The organism is Vibrio jasicida CAIM 1864 = LMG 25398 (assembly GCF_000400365.1).
GTDB lineage: Bacteria > Pseudomonadota > Gammaproteobacteria > Enterobacterales > Vibrionaceae > Vibrio > Vibrio jasicida.
Window position 1 is genome coordinate 36090 of sequence record NZ_BAOG01000053.1, and the last position, 19108, is coordinate 55197.

Genomic DNA, 19108 nt, shown 5'->3' on the forward strand with positions numbered 1-19108 from the left:
TAGTCGGTTATGACGCCGACAGCAGTTTCCCCATTTGGTATTGGCATTCACGATTCATCAACAGATGGCAAGTATTACGCAATGTACGCATTAGAAATTGAACAGCTTCGCAAGACCTATGCGGGCGGATTTGAAGCGTTGAAGGGCATCAGCTTACAAGTAAAGAAAGGTGACTTTTACGCACTTCTTGGGCCGAATGGGGCTGGTAAATCAACCACCATTGGCATTATCTCTTCTTTAGTCAACAAGACATCTGGCACCACCAAGGTGTTTGGGTATGACATTGATACACATCTTGAATTGGCGAAGCAAAACCTAGGTTTGGTTCCTCAAGAATTCAACTTCAACCAATTTGAAACTGTTGAACAGATTGTCATGCAGCAAGCGGGTTATTATGGGGTTTCAAAAGCGCTAGCTAAAGAGCGTGCGGAAAAGTACCTGACCAAACTCGACTTATGGGAGAAACGTAAGGAACGTGCGCGTAACTTGTCTGGTGGTATGAAGCGTCGTTTGATGATTGCGCGAGCTCTAATGCACGAGCCTCAATTGCTGATCCTTGATGAACCAACTGCAGGGGTGGATATTGAACTGCGTCGTTCAATGTGGGACTTCTTAAAGGAGATCAACCAAGAGCAGGGCATTACCATCATATTGACTACGCATTACTTGGAAGAAGCAGAAATGCTGTGTCGTAATATCGGTATCATTAACAAAGGTGAACTGATTGAAAATACGACCATGAAGGCGTTGTTGGGTAAATTGACGGTAGAAACTTTTATCCTAGATATTGAGTTCGACGGTGAAGTGCCAGCACTTCAAGGGGTAAGTAGCCAATCGATGGTCAATGGTTCATTGGAAATCGAATTAGATAAGAGCCAAGGGTTGAACTCGGTGTTTAACCAATTATCTGATCTAGGCGTAAAAGTGCTGTCTATGCGCAACAAAGCGAACCGTTTGGAAGAGCTGTTTGTCAGTATCGTACGTGGAGGTAACCAATAATGTACCAATTGTATTGGACGGCTTTTTGTAGCCTAGTTACAAAAGAAGTGAACCGTTTTACGCGTATTTGGGTGCAAACTTTGGTACCACCTGCGATTACGATGACGTTGTATTTCATTATTTTCGGTAACTTGATTGGCTCTCGCATCGGTGACATGAACGGCTTTAGTTATATGGAATACATTGTTCCGGGTTTGATCATGATGTCGGTGATCACGAACTCATACTCGAATGTGGCTTCCTCTTTCTTTAGTTCCAAATTCCAAAGAAACATCGAGGAATTGTTAGTGGCGCCAGTGCCGAACTACATCATCATTCTCGGCTTTGTGATGGGCGGCGTCGTACGTGGCCTATTAGTCGGAACGATTGTCACGTTTGTTTCGCTCTTCTTTGTTGATTTGCAAGTCGATCACTGGGGCATCATCATTGCGACCGTCTTTATGACGTCAGTGGTATTTTCACTTGGTGGCTTAATTAATGCGGTTTATGCGAAAACGTTTGATGATATCTCGATTATCCCTACGTTCGTTCTGACTCCGCTGACTTATCTTGGCGGTGTGTTTTACTCCATCAGTCTATTACCTGAATTTTGGCAAGGGGTGTCTAAGCTGAATCCAATCGTCTACATGGTGAACGCTTTCCGTTATGGTTTCCTTGGTGTGTCTGATGTGGGTATCGTTACGTCGTTTAGCGTATTGATCGTCTTTGTGGTTGCGCTCTACGCTGTGGCTCACTATCTAGTGACTAAGGGGATTGGGTTAAGAAGTTAACCTTAACAACACATTCAAAGGGCAGCCATGAGAGCTGCCCTTTCTTAATGCACACCAATACATTCCCATACAATTTTTCGACTTTTAACATGCTAGGTTTGATTCATTTGTTGTAAATGCATTTGCTGTAAATGAGTGAAGCCATGAATATTGTCCCCTCTCCATCTTTCTCTTTTAAATTGCTTGTTCCTAAATATTGGTCTGTTTGGTTCGCCTTTGGTCTGTTGGCGCTGATTGTCAATCTGCTTCCATACTCAGCCTTACGTTTGTTAGGTAGGGGCATTGGTTCGCTTGCGATGCTGGCCATGAAGCGCCGTAAAGGCATTGCAAAGCAAAATTTAAAACTCTGCTTTCCCGAATACAGCGCTCAAGAATGCGATGAACTGGTAAAGACAAACTTTAAATACACAGGGATGGCGCTGATCGAGACCGGAATGGCTTGGTTTTGGCCTGAGTGGCGAGTGAAGCGTCTAGCCAAAGTGGTTGGAAAAGAGCGTTTACTGGAACAAGAGAAAAATGGGCGTGGTGTACTGGTGGTTTGCAGTCATCACCTAAATTTGGAAATGACGGCGCGTATTTTTAGTCAATTTGCCAAAGGCTATGGTGTTTATCGACCGAATTCAAACCCTGTTTATGAGTTTGTTCAGCATCGAGGACGCACGCGTTGCGGCCATCAAATGATTGATCGGAAAGACGTTAAATCAATGCTTAAAGTGCTGAAAAACGGTCAGCGACTGTGGTATTTACCTGACCATGATTACGGAGTTAAAAATTCGGTCTTCGCCCCGTTTTTCGCTGTTGAGCAAGCCGCGAGTACTGCAGGATCGAGTGTGCTTATTGATGCGACAAAATGTGCAGTGATGTCAGGGGTTACGGTCAGTGAACATTCTCACTACACGCTCTATATTGGTGAAGATCTCAGTGGACGTTTCGAGCGCCGTAATCCAGTCAAAGCGGCAAGTATCTTAAATCAAGAACTTGAAGGCATGATAAGAAGAGACGTGCCAGCTTGGATGTGGCTGCATAAGCGGTTTAAAACTCGTCCGGAAGGTTTGAGTGGCGTTTATGCGTAAGAGGGATACAAAAAAGGTCGGCTTAGTGCTGACCTTTTTATTTGCGAATTTCGTTTATTCAGCGTTTGCTGAATTCGCTTCGCTAGATTCTTCTTCTTTAGCTTCTACCGCCATATCAACAGTTTGGTTGTCGATGAGGCGTGCTTTACCTAAGAAGGCAGACATCAGGATCACGGCTTGAGTGGTCTCTGTTGTGATTGCTTGAAGTGTGCGAGCATCACGAATGAAGATTTCATCTGGCTGCAAACCGGCAGCGCGTAATTGATCATTCGCATCTTCAATCACTGAAGCGTAATCGTCACGACCACCACGCATCGCGCTACTGATCCAGCGCATAGTACGTGCTAAAACAGGTGCGCGTTGACGCTCATCAATCGTTAGCAGGCCATTGCGAGAGCTCATTGCAAGGCCGTCCATTTCACGAACGGTTGCGACACCTACGATTTCGATGTCCATTGCTAGATCATCAACCATCTTACGAATAACAGCAAGCTGTTGGAAATCTTTCTCACCAAAGCAAGCTACATCAGGTTGAACGATGTTGAATAACTTATTTACGATAGTCGTCACGCCACGGAAATGGCCCGGACGAGAAGCGCCTTCAAGAATCGTAGAAAGCCCAGGCACATCGACAAAAGTCTGTTTATCTAAGCCTTCAGGGTAAATGGTCTCTGGTGTCGGTGTGAATACCAACTCGACGCCTTCGCCGCTTAGCTTGCTAAGATCTTCTTCAAGTGTACGAGGGTAGTTATTTAAATCGTCTGCACGTTCAAACTGCATCGGGTTGACAAAGATGCTTACCACAACGACATCGGCGTACTCGCGTGCTTTACGAACCAGTGTTAGATGGCCTTCGTGTAGGTTGCCCATGGTTGGGACAAACGCAACTTTACGACCTTCACGTTTGAACGTCTTGATCTGTTCACGAATGGCTGAGATTTCTGCAAAAGTGTGCATGCATTTATCCTCTAGGCAATAGTATGAGCGTCGTCTGGGAACACTGCGCTTTCAACGTCTTCCATGTATTTTGCCACAGCTGTACGCATATCGCCTGTTTCAGCAAGGAAGTTTTTTGAGAACTTTGGCATGTAGTTCGCCGAAATTCCGAACATATCGTGCATAACTAGGATTTGACCGTCCGTTACGTTACCTGCACCGATGCCAATTACTGGTACATCAAGTACTTGAGTAATACGAGCTGCCAATTCAGCTGGAACACACTCGAGTAAAACAATTTGAGCGCCGGCTTCTTGCAGTGCTAATGCATCTTTTACCATACGATCGGCTTTTTCTTGATCGCGACCTTGCACTTTGTAACCACCAAAGATGTTTACAGATTGTGGTGTTAGGCCCAAGTGTGCACAGACTGGTACCGCGCGTTCCGTTAGCATTTTTACGGTATCTACTAACCAGTCGCCGCCTTCAATTTTTACCATATTTGCGCCAGCACGCATGAGTACTGCTGCGTTCTCACACGCTTGCTCTGGCGTTGCGTAGCTCATGAATGGCATATCAGCCATCAAAAGACAATTCGGGCTACCAGCGCGTACACAGCGAGTGTGATAAGCAATATCTTCAACAGTAACAGGTAACGTGTCAGTCTTACCTTGCAGAACCATGCCTAGAGAGTCACCTACCAGTAAAACTGGCATTTCTTGGCTTTCGAAAAGTTGGGCAAAGCTTGCATCGTATGCAGTTGAAGTAGCAAATTTACGACCTTCTTGCTTCCACTTAATCAGGTCGTTAATGGTCATTTTTTTCATTGTTTTATCCTCACTAGGAGTTGGCTATGACTGCCAAATATTGAGGCCGTTGCGATCTACTTTTTCAAGTAGTGACGACACCTCGATCCCGTCTGGGAGTTGTAAACTTGGTGCAATTTCCGCAAGAGGGTAGAGTACGAACTCGCGCTCTCTCATTCCATAATGTGGAACTGTCAGTCTTTCGGAATCAATCACCTCATTGCCGTATAACACGATGTCGAGATCCAAGGTTCTTGGTCCCCAACGCTCGTCTTTACGGACACGCCCTTGCTCTTGCTCTATTGCTTGGGTGCAATCGAGCAGTTCAAGTGGCGTCAAATTGGTTTTAATTGCCACAACCGCATTGATGTAATCCGGCTGGTTTTGCGGACCCATTGGTGTGCTGCTGTATAGCGAAGAAGCTTGAATAAACTCTGTTTTAGGCAGGGTCTTCAGTGCTTCAATCGCTAATTTAGCTTGGCTGACGGGATCAGCCAAGTTACTGCCTACCGCAATGTACGCTGTGATCATGAGTTTGGTTTACTCTTTTTCTTGCGATAGGTTTTACGACGTCGTTGGCCTGTTTTTGGTGCTTGGCCATCTAGGTCTGCAGCCATGGCTTGGCGCATTTCTCGGCCAGCATTTTGGAAAGTTTCCCACCACTTAGCAAGCTTCTGAGTGTCGCCGCCTTCAATTTCACCGCGCATTTCAAGAAAATCAAAGCCAGCTCTAAATTTATTGAGCTCCATCAGGCGGAAAGCACGTTTACCATTGCGACGTGGAAGACGTAATTGCAGCTGCCAAATCTCGCGTATGGTCGCGGTATGACGGCGCGGAATGGCGATTGAACGTACTTGGTCATCAAGAATGATGTTGCTTGCTTCCATGATGGCATCGTAATGGCACAGATTACGCTGTTCCATGAGTTTGTCTGCCATTGCACACAGTGGGTACCACAGCATTGCAGCAAACATAAAGGCAGGGTTAATACGCTTACCTTCTTCGATGCGCATATCGGTTGAATCTAACACTAAATCAAGCATTTGCTCAGTGTGAGATTCATAATCTTCAGTGAAGTGCTCTGAAATTGCAGGGAACAACTGTTGGAATAAGTTGTATTCACGCAATAAATGGTAGGTTTCTAGCCCATACCCAGACTGAAGCAGTTTCAGTGATTCCTCGAACAGACGTGCCGATGGAATATCACGTAGTAGTGGTGCCATCTCTTCGATTGGTGCCGCGGTATCTTCTTCGATATCGAAGTCCAATTTCACCGCAAAGCGAACTGCACGCAGCATACGTACTGGGTCTTCGCGGTAACGGGTTTCTGGGTCACCAATCAGGCGAATAAGGCGATCTTCTAGATCTTCAATACCACGCGCATAATCGTGAATTGAGTAGTCTGCGATGTTGTAGTACATCGAGTTAATCGTGAAGTCGCGACGTTCGGCATCTTCATCTACGGTGCCGTATACGTTGTCGCGAAGTAGCATCCCTTCTTTCGATTGCTGGGAGATACTTTTGTTCTGTTGCTCTTGGTGGTGACCACGGAACGTTGCAACTTCGATGATGTCTCGACCAAACATAATGTGTGCGAGACGGAAGCGACGACCGATCAAACGGCAGTTTCTAAATAACTGTTTGATCTGCTCTGGTGTCGCGTTCGTTGCAATATCAAAGTCTTTTGGTTTTTGTCCAAGCAGTAAGTCTCGAACCCCGCCACCTACAAGATAAGCATCGAAACCGGCACCGTTCAGTCGGTATAGCACTTTCAGTGCATTGTCACTGATATGCTTACGCGAGATGTTGTGCTCTTCACGAGTAATTACATTAAGAGCGAGTTCTGGGATCATGGCAGATTCGCTTGGTGTATAGTCGTTTGTATTCATGTGCATCTGGCAATAACTGGGTTTAATCCAATCTTGCTTTGGTTAGTTTCTACGCCTCGAGGGCCAATTTTGCGGCTAATGATAGCCTACGCAGTGCCATTTGAGAATCACGGTGTGATCTCGATCTCTGCTGGAAGCTGTTCTAAGTGCCAATTTTCGCAACCCCAACGCAGTATTTCTTCAAGGTTTGCGCCTTTTACATCGTCAGGTATATCAAAGCCTAAAAATGTCATGGCATGCAGCAGAGCTGGCTTCGGATTGTCGACATCAATAGCCGTCGCATGGTTTTGTTTTGACAGCTTATTACCGTTTGAATCCATCGCTAACGGTAAGTGTAAATAGCTTACTTCTGGTTGCCCAAGTATTTGGTATAAGCTGATTTGACGACCTGTGGGCTCAATTAAATCCGCACCACGAACGACTTCGGTAACCCCTTGGTCGATGTCATCTAATACTACCGCAAGATTATAGGCAAATAATCCATCTCGACGCTTAATAATGAAATCTTCATTTACTAGAGCTTCTGGAATCGTCATGGTGCCTTGTTTCTTATCGAGAAAATCAGCGATAGGTTTGGTCATTTTTAGGCGAATCGCGCCTTCTTTCAAGCCTTTATCTCGACATGTTCCCGGATAATAGCCGCCGTGTTCTTTAATTTGCTTGCGAGTACATTGGCAATAATAAGCGTCGCCATTCTTTAACCAAGCATCGATTTGTGTTTGGTATAAGTGATGACGTTCGCTTTGGTATACGACGTTGCCGTCCCAGTGCAAATGGTAAGCGCGTAGTGCACTTAGAATCTCGTCAGAAGCTCCCGGCATTTCTCTGGGTGGATCAAGGTCTTCGATACGTACCAACCAATCTCCGTGATTGGCTTTCGCTTGAAAGTAGCTGCCGAGCGCAGCTACTAACGATCCAAAATGTAATGGCCCAGAAGGGGATGGTGCGAATCGACCTACATAGCGTGTCATGCGTGTATCTCGAAATTATTCTAATAAAGCTAAGCCAAAACAAAAAGGGAGCCTGAGCTCCCTTTCAATAATCATCATGCTTGGTTGATTAACCTTGCATTTGTTTCTCTTTGATCTCTGCAAGTGTTTTACAGTCGATACAAAGGTCTGCGGTTGGACGCGCTTCAAGGCGACGAACACCAATTTCAACACCACATGATTCACAGAAGCCGAAATCTTCTTCAGTGATTTTATCTAGTGTTTTTTCGATCTTCTTGATCAGGCGACGCTCACGGTCACGGTTACGCAGTTCTAAGCTGAACTCTTCCTCTTGAGAAGCACGGTCAACTGGATCTGGGAAGTTTGCTGCTTCGTCCTGCATATGGTGTACAGTGCGATCGACTTCTTCCCTGAGCTGATTACGCCAAGCTGTTAAGATTTTCGTAAAGTGTTCAACCTGTTCTGGTGACATGTACTCTTCACCAGGCTTTTCCTGATATGGCTCCACACCGGCAATGGCTAGGATGCCTATCGTTTTCTTCTTTGATTCTGGCATACAGCATCTCCTACTTACACCTAGTCAACTGCTTTGCAGTCAATTTAAGGCGGGTATCTATAGCAAAAAGAGGCGGTGCAGGCAATTACTGAATTGCAAACTTATCGTCATTGTGAAGATGACATCATTTTTTCTCTTAATTGATAAATTCAATAGCAGAGATTAGCTTGACTTCAGTATTGCTCAGTTCAGCTTTGTAGCAGAGAACTTCCACTCCAGCGTCTTGTGCTTGTTTTAGTAAAGTTGAATATTTCGCGTCTATATGGTGCGCCGCAGATACTTTTTCAATACCTGAATGTAAAACAGTGAATAAAAGTATGGCTCTACTTCCAGTTTGTGCCATTTCTGTGAGCTCTCGCAGGTGCTTTTGTCCTCGAGTAGTCACGGCATCAGGGAAATAGCCTTGGCCGGATGCGCTTTCTTCATCCAACAGCGTGACGCTTTTCACTTCTATATAACACTTTGATTTGTCACTTGCGCTGAGCAAGATATCAATTCGACTATTTTCATTGCCATATTTCACTTCAGTTTGAAGTTTGTCATACCCACACAGTTCTGAAATGACATTATTTTCAATTGCTTCTACGGCAAGTTGGTTAGCTCGAGCGGTGTTAATACAGATTTTATGGCCCTGTTGTGTTTCACTGAGCTCCCAACTATTGGGATATTTGCGCTTAGGGTTATCAGAAGTGGAGTACCAAACTTTGTTGCCTGGTGTGGCGCAGCCTGTCATTGCACCAGTATTGGCACAGTGGATAGTGCGAACTTCGCCGTTATCCAATTCGATATCGGCAAGAAAGCGTTTGTAGCGTTTGAGCAGAGTCGCTGACTCTAGAGTAGGTTCGAAATGCATTTTGCTTCTTTAGGGGGGACTGTTTTTATGTACAATGTTGCCAACATTACAACACAAGGTATTTCCTTTGTCACAATTGCCGATTGAAGCCGTGATGCCGCAATTACTTGCTGCGGTTAATCATCAACATCAAGTGATCTTAAAAGCTGCGCCGGGTGCCGGTAAGTCGACATTCTTTCCTCTAAAGCTTCTTCAAAGCCAAACCGTCACGGGCAAAATCATCATGCTAGAACCAAGACGTTTAGCGGCTCGTAATATTGCGCGTTATCTAGCACAGCAGTTGGGGGAACAAGTTGGAGATCGAGTTGGTTATCGTGTACGTGGTGAGACGAAGGTAAGTAAAAATACGCAACTTGAAATTGTAACGGAAGGGATCATGACTCGGATGATCCAAAATGACCCAGAGTTAGATGGCATCGACCTGCTGATCTTTGATGAGTTTCATGAGCGAAGTATTCATGCTGATACGGCATTGGCCTTTAGTTTAGAGGTTCAAGAAGCGTTGAGAGACGACCTCAAGCTGGTAGTGATGTCAGCTACGCTTGACCAAGATGCCTTACAAAGCTTGTTGCCAGAGGCTGAATATATTGAGTCTGAAGGGCGAAGTTTTGAGGTGGAAACACGTTATTTACCTCTGGGTACAAATGATCATTTGCCCACATCAATGGCAAGGACGATTGAAAGTCTAATTCAGAAAGAAACAGGGTCGTTGCTCGCTTTTCTGCCCGGCGTTGGGGCAATTAAGCAGGTCGCGGAACGTCTGTCACATCTTCCTAATTCTGTGGAAGTTTGCCCTTTATATGGTCAATTGAGCTTTGCCGAGCAACAAAAAGCCATTGCTCCCGCTTCTGGAGGTAAACGCAAAGTCGTGCTCGCGACTAACATTGCTGAAACTTCTTTGACCATTGAAGGCATTCGATTGGTCGTCGATTCTGGATTAGAACGTGTGGCGCGTTTTGATTTGAAGAATGGACTTACGCGCTTGGAGCAAGTGCGAGTGGCACAATCGTCTGCGATTCAACGTGCTGGTCGTGCAGGGCGTATTGAAGAGGGCATTTGCGTCCGATTGTATTCGGAAAGCCAATTCAAGCAGCAACCGCAAGTTCCCCAACCAGAAATCCTGCACTCAGATTTAGCAAGCTTGGTCATGGAACTATCATTCTGGGGAGCAGGGGATATCGCAGAACTTAAATGGTTGAATATTCCTTCTTCAGCATCGCTTGCTCAGGCTAAACAGCTGTTGATTTCTTTAGGGTTACTTACCGAGCAAGGCCAACTCACTTCTGCAGGTAAAACGGCCCACGCTCTTGGTGTAGAGCCGCGCTCAGCAGCAATGATGATTCAAGCACAGCAGTGCAGTGAAAAAATGCTAAATACCGCTTTGGCTGCGGTCGCCCTAATTGAAGAGCCCGAGCGCAATGTGACTAACATCGCGCATAGCCTACATCGCTGGGTAAGTGGTACACATGCAAAGAAAGCTATATTGCACAAGCGATCTCAAGCGCTGGCGCACAAACTGGATACAGTATTCAGCCTACCTGATGTTGATGAGCGAGTGCTAGCGTTAGTATTGAGCTTAGCTTTCCCCGATCGCATTGCGCAGCAGCGTGTTAACCAATATGGTCGTTTTACTTTGTCGAACGGGCATGGTGCTGAGTGTCGACCAGAAGAGACACTCGGTGGTTGTGATTACTTAGTTGCGATTGATTTGATGCGCTCGCATTCTAACTCAAGCCAAATTAACCTAGCTTGTGACTTAGATATCAACGCATTACAAGAAACGTTCGAGCACCTTTTCACGACGGCTGAGCTGGTTGATTGGGATGAGAAAAAAGGCCGTTTGATTGCCGAACGCCAAATCAAACTTGGTCAACTGGTGATTAAGCGTGAAGCCTTGCCGAGTCCGGGTAAAGAAAAAATGACACAAGCTTTACTCACTTATGTCCGCCGTCAGGGCTTACAGAGTCTAAACTGGACGTCGGCAGCGGAAAATTTGTTAGAACGTATTCGCTGCGCAGTGGAATGGTTACCTGAGCAAGCTTGGCCAAGTTTTGATGAGACCAGTTTGCTTAATGGCCTAGAAGAGTGGCTAGAGCCGTACATGAGCACGGTTTCATCGGCGAAAAATTTGGCGAAAGTGAACCTAGTGGAAGCGTTGAACGCTCGATTAGGTTGGCCGTTGAATCAACAGATTGATGAGTGGTTGCCAGAAGATTATCGCTTACCAACAGGTTCGAAAAAGCGCATTCGTTACCAATTTGGTCATGAGCCTGTGCTGTCAGTGCGTATGCAAGAAGTGTTTGGAGAGAGCACTTCTCCAACGGTGGCACAAGGTCGCAAGCGATTGGTGTTAGAGTTACTTTCTCCAGCACAACGGCCTCTTCAGGTGACAACGGATTTAGCTGCCTTTTGGGCAGGAAGCTACAAAGAAGTGCAAAAAGAGATGAAAGGCCGATATCCAAAACACGTTTGGCCTGATGATCCTGCCACTCATGTAGCGACAACAAAAACAAAAAGACAATTGAATAATGACTGATACAAAAAAGCCCGGTGCAAAAAGAGCACCAGCGAAGAAAACAACGTCAAGTAAAACGACTGCCACTAAGAAAAGCGGTGCGAAGCGACCGAGAAAACCGCCATCGAAGAAGCCAAGTAATGGCAAGCGGTCTTGGCTTAAAATCATTTGGTCATTCAGTTGGAAGGCGGGTATTGCGTTGGCCGCAGTATTGCTTTTCGTCGGGATTTATTTAGATAGTGTGGTGAAAGATCGTTTCGATGGGCAGTTATTTGATTTGCCAACGGTCGTGTACGCTCGCATTCTCAATTTGAATCCGGGTGAAAACATAACCATCAAAGAAATGCGTAACGAGCTAGATGTTTTGAATTACCGTAAGGTTAGTCAACCGCGTTATCCTGGCGAATACTCTTCCTCTTCCACTCGTATTGAGCTCATCCGTCGTCCTTTTGAATTTGCTGATGGCCCTGAGCCTGATCGTCACGTGATGTTGCATTTCTCAAGCAGCGGCTTAACGCGCATTCAATCTCTCGAATCAAAAGGAGATTTAGGTTACTTGCGTATTGAACCTAAGATGTTGGGTATGCTGGAGAAAGATCAAAACGAACAACGATTGTTCCTACGTCGTGATCAATTCCCTGAAATTCTTGTCGATGCACTTCTTGCGACCGAAGATCGTGATTTCTACCAGCATGATGGAGTCTCTCCTTTGGCGATTGGTCGTGCACTTGTTGCCAACATCAAGGCAGGCCGTACCGTACAAGGTGGCAGTACGCTGACCCAGCAGTTAGCAAAAAACTTATTCTTAACTCGTGATAAAACGTTATGGCGTAAAGTTCGTGAAGCGTATATCGCACTGATTTTGGATTATCGATACAGCAAAGATCGAATTCTTGAGGCTTACCTCAACGAAGTTTATCTCGGTCAAAGTGGCGGGGATGCGATTCATGGCTTTGCTTTGGCATCACGATACTACTTTGGACAACCAATCCAGGAGCTTCGTATCGACCAACTTGCGATGCTGGTGGGTATGGTTAAAGGGCCATCTTACTACAATCCAATTCGTTACCCTGAGCGCACGAAAACACGTCGTGATCTAGTTTTACGCCTCTTGATGCAACAAGACATGCTGACTTCTGAACAGTATGAACAAGCAGTCAATCGTCCGTTAGATACGCAAAGTAAACCTCGTATAGCAAGCCGTCAGCCCGCTTATTTCCAGCAACTGAATATTGAGCTGAAAGAAAAAGTGGGTGATAACTTCAAAGCTGAAACGGGGTTACGTTTGTTTACGTCTCTCGATCCTGTTTCGCAAAGTAAGCTAGAACAAGCGATTGCGAAAAAGGTACCTGAGTTGGCTAAGCGAGCAGGTAAAGAACTTGAAGCTGCAGCGGTTGCGGTTGACCGTCATAGTGGCGAGATTCGTGCCATGGTTGGTGGTAAGCGTGTCGGCTACGAGGGCTTTAACCGAGCATTGAATGCGAGTCGTCCAATTGGTTCGTTAGTGAAGCCTGCAATTTACTTGACGGCATTAGAGCAACCAGAGAAATACAACCTCGCTACCACACTTCACGATACGCCGTTAAGTTTGAAAGGCAGTAAGGGTAGCGTTTGGTCGCCACGTAATTTCGACCGTAAATTCCGTGGTGATGTGCCTCTATACCTAGCACTAGCGAAATCTCTTAATGTGCCAACCGTTCGTTTGGGGATGGAACTCGGTATTCCTGAGGTTTCTGATACGCTAGAACGTCTCGGCGTTGATAAAAATGAGATCCGCCCAGTGCCATCTATGTTCTTAGGTTCTTTCTCTCTGACGCCATTTGAAGTCGCACAGATGTACCAGACGGTAACAAACTCGGGTAAACGCGCGAAACTGTCAGCATTGCGTTCGGTTATCGATATGGATGGTAATGTGATTTATCAATCACTGCCTCGTTCGGCTCAGGCTGTTGATCAGCAAGCGGCATGGCTAACTACATACGCAATGAAGCAAGGTGTTGCACAAGGAACTGGCCGTTTCTTACAAAGCCAATTCTCATGGGCGGCGTTAGCAGGTAAAACGGGCACCAGTAATGACAGCCGTGATAGTTGGTTTGTCGGTGTTGATGGTCGGGAAGTGACAACCGTTTGGCTGGGGCGCGATGATAATAAATCTACCAAGTTGACGGGTTCAAGCGGTGCTCTGCGTGTTTACGCTGAATATTTGCAGCAACGTATTCCTGAGCGACTGGAATTGCCATGGCCAAAAGAAGTGACGACATTGGGTTTCCAAAAAGCGGCGAATGGTGCGTTGGAACTGAACTGTCGTAGCGAATATAAGTTGCCAGTGTGGGATAAAACAGGCCAAATAAAACAGCAGTGCGAGAAAAAATCGAACTGGTTGAATAATTTATTTGATTGGTAAGGCTACCAAAAACGCTATCACTGACTTGTTTCATTGGTCGATTCTTAGTAAAAGTAGTTGATCAATATTCAGTAAAGGAAGATGTGAATGTTCAAAAAGATGTCCAATAGCCCGTTAGTGCATGGTTTTGCGCTTTGGGTCTGCTCCTTTTTGATTGCCACACCTTCCTTTGCTAAACATCTCGAAGAGGACGGCTCTCGTCCTAAAATTGCGGTGGTTCTCGCTGGTGGTGGTGCGAAAGGCGCTGCGCATATTGGTGTGCTTAAAGCCCTTGAAGAGATGAACATTCCCGTTGATATCATTACCGGCACAAGCATGGGCGCTTATGTCGGTGGTTTGTACGCGACGGGTATGAGTGCTGATGAAATTGAGAGTTTTATCTACAGCGTGGATTGGAACAGCGGTTACCGAGATCGCGTTGATCGCAGCCAACGTCGCGTTCGCGACAAAGAATACGAAGACCGCTACCAAATAACGACAGATCTTGGTCTGAGGTTTGGTGAGGTGCGTTCCCCAACTGGTGTTGTGCAAGGGCAGAACATGTTGCGCATTCTGCGCGAAACGACGGGCAATCTAGGACGCTTTGACTCTTTTGACCAACTTGCTATCCCTTATCGTTCTGTCGCGACTGACATCGTCGAGCTTGATGAAGTCGTGCTCGATAACGGTTACTTAGTTGATGCGATGATGGCGAGCATGTCGGTACCGGGCGCGCTTCCTCCATACGAGCTCAACGGTCATATGCTGGTGGATGGTGGCGTTGTCAATAACATGCCTGTCGACGTAGCGCGCGCGATGGGAGCGGATATAGTCATTGCGGTCGACATCAGTACAGATTATAAAAACAAAGAAGACTTCACCGGCTTGTTTGCGGTTGCGGATCAGTTGTCGAATTATTTGGTGCGTCGTAGCACTCAAGAGCAAGCGGAAACTCTGAAAGATGATGATGTTTACATTCGTCCAGATGTTGGGCAAATGGAAACCGTAGAATTTGAAAAGATGCCGAGTGCATTTCAAGCTGGCTACGACATCACTAAAAAACTCAAATCCAAGCTTGAATCCTTGAGTGTCTCTAACGCGGAATACCAAAAATATATCGAGCACAAACAAGACGTTCGTAAAGGATTAGAATATGGTGATGAGCGGGTTGTTGATCAAATTGTTATTGTCAATAACACCCACTACAGTGATGTCTTACTGACCAACCGACTCGAGCTTGATACTGGTCGTCCTCTCAAAACGGCTGAAATCGAAAAAGCAGTCGAAAATCTTTATGCCTTAGATCGCTTTGAACTGATTACTTACCATTTCGAAGAGATTGAAGGTGTTAACCTACTTGTCTTTGAAGTGAATGAGAAGTCTTGGGGACCAAACTACCTGAACTTCCGCTTTTTCTTAGAAGATGACTTTAATACTGACAGCCAATATGGCATTGGTATCTCGTCGAACTTCACTAATCTAAATTCACATGGTGCCGAGCTAACGCTGAATGTTGACATGGGTACGGATAAGTTGATTGAAGCCGAGCTTTATTCACCGGTATTGTCGAGTCAGGAGTTGTTTGTTTCGGGTAAATTGAATTACAACAACGAAAACCGAAACTGGCCTTTTAGTGATTTAGAAAACCCAGATATAGGTTCGGTTTACGATTTTCTTCCCGTCTCGTATACCGAGTTCATAACGGAACTTGCTGCGGGTGTACAACCGACGTTATGGCAAGAGTTCCGTGTTGGTGGGCGTTATACCAAAGGGCAAATAGAGGCCTCAACGCTCGCATCTGCCGGGACTTTTGATTACGAGCGTTTGGGGGTGTTTGCTAACTACCGTCTAGATACCTTAGACGACTTTGCTTTTCCCACGCATGGTATGTTGATTGATTTGGATTACCTGGTGTCTCATGACAAGAGCCCTGAGGATTTTCGTCAAACCAATACTAATGGTGATATCGAAGATACTGTGTATGAGATCACGGCACGTTTCAAAGGCGCAGTGACGCACAGTCGTCATACTTTAGTCGGACAGGCGGAATACAGCTTTGTAGAAAGCAAAAACTCCTCGATCCCGTTAGACCCACGTGAACTTGGTGGTTTCTTGAATCTATCTGGTATCCCACGTAATAGCCTGATTGGGCAGAACTTATTCTATACCAGCTTGGTGTATCGTTATAAATGGATGGATAACGACTTCGGGCTGTTTGAAGCGCCAGTGTACCTAGGCGCATCACTTGAACACGGTGGTGTTTGGTCAGATAACGATCTGAAGCTTAATGAAGCGCCACTGTATAATGCCGCATCGATTTTCTTTGGTGTTGATTCACCAGTAGGACCAATCATGTTGGCATACGGTCGTACAGAGCAAGATTTAGATGCTGTGTACCTGATCGTTGGAACATCATTTAAATAACCGGGAAAAGGACAGCAATATCTCCGCATATTTAGCCAAAATAAACAGGACTTTAGTCGTAAGTTGCTATGTTGGTCAAAATGATGAGATTTTAATTTAAGGTTAAATTTGCTATCCTTTCGCCCACAGTTTGGCCTCTGCGGCGCTGTTTCTCAATCAAGAATTGAATGAAAACAAGGGCAATGGAGAGCCAAGTTTCCAAGGATGTTCACTCCTTTACTTTTAAAAACAGTAATAAGAAGGAGGAACCGCAATGAGAGGAAAAAGTCGTGCTTGAAGCCTACCGTAAACACGTCGAAGAGCGTGCTGCCGAAGGAGTTGTTCCTAAACCGCTAGACGCAGAACAAGTTGCTGGACTTGTTGAACTTCTGAAAAATCCCCCGCAAGGTGAAGAAGCCTTTATTCTTGACCTGCTAGAGAACCGTATCCCACCGGGCGTAGACGAAGCGGCTTATGTTAAAGCTGGCTTTTTGACTGCGGTTGCTAAAGGCGAAGTATCGTCTCCACTTGTTAGCCGTGAAAAGGCAGCAGAATTACTAGGTACGATGCAAGGTGGTTATAACATCGCTCCGCTCGTCGAGTTTTTAGATGATGATGTTCTTGCGGCTATCGCAGCAAAAGCACTGTCTCATACCCTGTTAATGTTTGATGCTTTCTATGATGTTGAAGAAAAAGCGAAAGCGGGCAACACGTTCGCTCAACAAGTCCTTCAATCTTGGGCGGAAGCCGAGTGGTTTACAACGAAAGAGAAAGTAGCGGAAAAAATCACGGTTAAAGTCTTTAAGGTAACCGGTGAAACTAACACCGATGACCTGTCTCCAGCTCCAGATGCTTGGTCTCGTCCAGATATTCCAGTGCACGCGAAAGCGATGCTCAAGATGGAACGTGATGGCATCAACCCGGATCAACCTGGCAGCGTTGGTCCAATCAACCAAATTGAAGAACTGCAAAAAGACGGCATTCCACTAGCATACGTAGGTGATGTTGTTGGTACGGGTTCTTCGCGTAAATCAGCGACCAACTCAGTATTATGGTTTATGGGCGAAGATATCCCATTTGTACCAAACAAGCGTACTGGTGGTATCTGTCTAGGCGGTAAGATTGCGCCTATCTTCTACAATACGATGGAAGATTCAGGAGCGTTACCAATTGAACTAAACGTACAAGACATGAATATGGGCGATGTGATCGACATTTACCCGTACGAAGGTGTGGTTCGTAAAGAAGGTTCTGAGATCTCAAGCTTTGAACTGAGTAAAGTGCTGCTTGATGAGGTACGTGCTGGTGGTCGTATTCCATTGATCATCGGTCGTGGTCTAACGAGCCGTGCTCGAGTAGCTCTTGGTCTTGAAGAGACAGATTTGTTTGCTAAACCCGTTGATCCAACTGCTTCTGACAAAGGTTATACATTAGCTCAGAAGATGGTCGGTAAAGCATGTGGCGTAGAAGGTGTGCGTGCTGGTCAATATTGTGAGCCTAAGATGACAACGGTAGGTTCTCAGGATACGACTGGCCCTATGACGCGTGATGAGCTAAAAGATCTTGCGTGTCTTGGTTTCTCAGCGGATCTCGTGATGCAGTCATTCTGTCATACGTCAGCATATCCGAAACCAGTCGACGTGAACACGCACCACACACTACCTGATTTCATTATGAACCGTGGCGGTGTATCGCTTCGTCCAGGCGATGGTGTTATCCACTCATGGCTGAACCGTATGCTTCTGCCAGATACTGTTGGTACTGGTGGTGATTCGCATACTCGTTTCCCTCTGGGTATTTCATTCCCAGCAGGTTCAGGTCTAGTGGCATTTGCAGCAGCAACAGGCGTTATGCCTCTTGATATGCCTGAATCAATCTTGGTGCGCTTTAAGGGTGAAATGCAGCCAGGTATCACGCTACGTGATCTTGTACACGCCATTCCTCTATACGGTATCAAACAAGGTCTGCTAACAGTAGAGAAAGCGGGTAAGATCAACGAATTCTCAGGCCGTGTCCTAGAAATTGAAGGTGTTGAGCACTTATCTGTGGAACAAGCATTTGAACTTTCAGATGCATCGGCAGAGCGCTCAGCAGCGGGTTGTACTGTGAAGCTTTCTCAAGAGTCGATTGATGAATACCTAAACTCGAACATCACTATGCTGAAATGGATGATTTCGGAAGGTTACGGTGACCGTCGTACAATCGAACGTCGTATTACTGCGATGGAAGAGTGGTTAGCAAACCCAGAGTTGATGGAAGCAGATTCAGACGCTGAATACGCACATGTGATTGAAATCGATCTAGCGGAAATCAACGAACCAATTCTTTGTGCACCTAACGATCCAGATGATGCGCGTCTTCTGTCTGACGTTCAGGGTACTCAGATTGATGAAGTATTTATCGGTTCTTGTATGACGAACATTGGTCACTTCCGTGCAGCAGGTAAATTGCTCGACAAGTTTAACGGCCAGCTTGATACTCGCTTATGGGTAGCACCACCAACCAAGATGGACCGTGACCAACTAACTGAAGAAGGTTACTACGGTATTTATGGCCGTGCCGGCGTTCGTATTGAAACGCCAGGGTGCTCGCTATGTATGGGTAACCAGGCTCGTGTTGCGGATAAAGCAACGGTAATGTCGACGTCTACTCGTAACTTCCCGAATCGTCTAGGTACTGGTGCGAACGTTTATCTATCCTCGGCTGAACTTGCAGCGGTTGGTGCGATTCTAGGTAAGATTCCAACTAAGGAAGAATACCTGTCTTACATGGACCAGATTGATGCGACAGCAGCAGACACATACCGCTACTTGAATTTCCACAAGATGGAACAGTACACCAAGAAAGCAGATGATGTGATCTTCCAAGAGCCTGCATAATCTTAGCAAGTTTTGTTAATACTTGAATAAGCGCTCACCGATTGGTGGGCGCTTTTTTTGTGGAACGCTGCGCTTCGAAAAGAGAGAATGCTTCGC

14 protein-coding genes are annotated in these 19108 nt (G+C 45.8%); 7 read left to right on the forward strand and 7 right to left on the reverse strand.

Annotated elements, in window-relative coordinates:
• Positions 1-81 precede the first annotated feature (81 nt).
• The 3 genes from VJL_RS14440 (at position 82) to VJL_RS14450 (ending at position 2842) form a co-directional block, all read left to right on the forward strand.
• A complete protein-coding gene (locus tag VJL_RS14440) occupies positions 82-999 on the forward strand; it encodes an ABC transporter ATP-binding protein (protein WP_038879226.1) in 918 nt (305 codons plus the stop codon).
• Positions 999-1769: an ABC transporter permease gene (locus VJL_RS14445; RefSeq protein ID WP_038870509.1), complete on the forward strand. Its 771-nt coding sequence runs from the start codon at positions 999-1001 to the stop codon at positions 1767-1769. Before VJL_RS14440 ends, VJL_RS14445 begins: the two co-directional genes overlap by 1 nt.
• A gap of 143 nt (positions 1770-1912) precedes the next feature.
• Positions 1913-2842 carry a Kdo(2)-lipid IV(A) acyltransferase gene (locus VJL_RS14450; protein ID WP_038878915.1) on the forward strand — a complete coding sequence of 310 codons (930 nt, stop codon included), beginning with the start codon at positions 1913-1915 and terminating at the stop codon, positions 2840-2842.
• Positions 2843-2896: 54 nt separating this feature from the next.
• On the opposite strand, the gene panC is transcribed toward VJL_RS14450, so the two are convergent.
• The 7 genes from panC to sfsA form a co-directional block, all read right to left on the reverse strand.
• Positions 2897-3799: a pantoate--beta-alanine ligase gene (gene panC, locus VJL_RS14455; RefSeq protein ID WP_038870512.1), complete on the reverse strand. Its 903-nt coding sequence runs from the start codon at positions 3797-3799 to the stop codon at positions 2897-2899.
• Between the two features lie 11 nt (positions 3800-3810).
• Positions 3811-4605: a 3-methyl-2-oxobutanoate hydroxymethyltransferase gene (panB, locus tag VJL_RS14460; protein WP_038878919.1), complete on the reverse strand. Its 795-nt coding sequence runs from the start codon at positions 4603-4605 to the stop codon at positions 3811-3813.
• A 24-nt stretch (positions 4606-4629) separates the two neighbouring features.
• Positions 4630-5115, reverse strand: coding sequence for a 2-amino-4-hydroxy-6-hydroxymethyldihydropteridine diphosphokinase (folK, locus tag VJL_RS14465; RefSeq protein WP_038870514.1), 486 nt, complete (start codon positions 5113-5115; stop codon positions 4630-4632).
• The gene (gene pcnB, locus VJL_RS14470; RefSeq protein WP_038870516.1) at positions 5112-6479 is read right to left on the reverse strand and encodes a polynucleotide adenylyltransferase PcnB; all 1368 of its coding nucleotides are present in this window, start codon (positions 6477-6479) and stop codon (positions 5112-5114) included. Before pcnB ends, folK begins: the two co-directional genes overlap by 4 nt.
• Positions 6480-6580: 101 nt before the next feature.
• The gene (gene gluQRS / locus VJL_RS14475; protein WP_038878922.1) at positions 6581-7444 is read right to left on the reverse strand and encodes a tRNA glutamyl-Q(34) synthetase GluQRS; all 864 of its coding nucleotides are present in this window, start codon (positions 7442-7444) and stop codon (positions 6581-6583) included.
• A gap of 88 nt (positions 7445-7532) precedes the next feature.
• Entirely contained in the window at positions 7533-7979 is a 447-nt protein-coding gene (gene dksA, locus VJL_RS14480) for an RNA polymerase-binding protein DksA (RefSeq protein WP_010450149.1), read from the reverse strand.
• A gap of 136 nt (positions 7980-8115) precedes the next feature.
• A complete protein-coding gene (gene sfsA, locus VJL_RS14485) occupies positions 8116-8832 on the reverse strand; it encodes a DNA/RNA nuclease SfsA (protein WP_038870521.1) in 717 nt (238 codons plus the stop codon).
• A 67-nt stretch (positions 8833-8899) separates the two neighbouring features.
• Here sfsA and hrpB point away from each other — a divergent pair, with 67 nt between their 5' ends.
• The 4 genes from hrpB to acnB all read left to right on the forward strand — a co-directional run bounded on the left by hrpB (position 8900) and on the right by acnB (position 19012).
• Complete coding sequence (gene hrpB / locus VJL_RS14490) at positions 8900-11368, forward strand: ATP-dependent helicase HrpB (protein ID WP_038878923.1); 2469 nt, start codon at positions 8900-8902, stop codon at positions 11366-11368.
• Positions 11361-13751: a penicillin-binding protein 1B gene (mrcB, locus tag VJL_RS14495; RefSeq protein ID WP_038878924.1), complete on the forward strand. Its 2391-nt coding sequence runs from the start codon at positions 11361-11363 to the stop codon at positions 13749-13751. The genes hrpB and mrcB overlap by 8 nt, the downstream gene beginning before the upstream one ends.
• Before the next feature lie 87 nt (positions 13752-13838).
• The gene (locus VJL_RS14500) at positions 13839-16154 is read left to right on the forward strand and encodes a patatin-like phospholipase family protein (protein ID WP_038878927.1); all 2316 of its coding nucleotides are present in this window, start codon (positions 13839-13841) and stop codon (positions 16152-16154) included.
• Between the two features lie 269 nt (positions 16155-16423).
• Entirely contained in the window at positions 16424-19012 is a 2589-nt protein-coding gene (acnB, locus tag VJL_RS14505) for a bifunctional aconitate hydratase 2/2-methylisocitrate dehydratase (RefSeq protein WP_038870528.1), read from the forward strand.
• The last annotated feature ends 96 nt before the right edge of the window (positions 19013-19108 follow it).

Coding starts and splice junctions, on each gene's coding strand:
- panC (WP_038870512.1), bottom strand. CDS start 3,799: ATGCACACTTTTGCAGAAATCTCAGCCATTCGTGAACAGATCAAGACG.
- sfsA (WP_038870521.1), bottom strand. CDS start 8,832: ATGCATTTCGAACCTACTCTAGAGTCAGCGACTCTGCTCAAACGCTAC.
- dksA (WP_010450149.1), bottom strand. CDS start 7,979: ATGCCAGAATCAAAGAAGAAAACGATAGGCATCCTAGCCATTGCCGGT.
- VJL_RS14445 (WP_038870509.1), top strand. CDS start 999: ATGTACCAATTGTATTGGACGGCTTTTTGTAGCCTAGTTACAAAAGAA.
- folK (WP_038870514.1), bottom strand. CDS start 5,115: ATGATCACAGCGTACATTGCGGTAGGCAGTAACTTGGCTGATCCCGTC.
- panB (WP_038878919.1), bottom strand. CDS start 4,605: ATGAAAAAAATGACCATTAACGACCTGATTAAGTGGAAGCAAGAAGGT.
- mrcB (WP_038878924.1), top strand. CDS start 11,361: ATGACTGATACAAAAAAGCCCGGTGCAAAAAGAGCACCAGCGAAGAAA.
- VJL_RS14450 (WP_038878915.1), top strand. CDS start 1,913: ATGAATATTGTCCCCTCTCCATCTTTCTCTTTTAAATTGCTTGTTCCT.
- gluQRS (WP_038878922.1), bottom strand. CDS start 7,444: ATGACACGCTATGTAGGTCGATTCGCACCATCCCCTTCTGGGCCATTA.
- VJL_RS14500 (WP_038878927.1), top strand. CDS start 13,839: ATGTTCAAAAAGATGTCCAATAGCCCGTTAGTGCATGGTTTTGCGCTT.
- VJL_RS14440 (WP_038879226.1), top strand. CDS start 82: ATGTACGCATTAGAAATTGAACAGCTTCGCAAGACCTATGCGGGCGGA.
- pcnB (WP_038870516.1), bottom strand. CDS start 6,479: ATGCACATGAATACAAACGACTATACACCAAGCGAATCTGCCATGATC.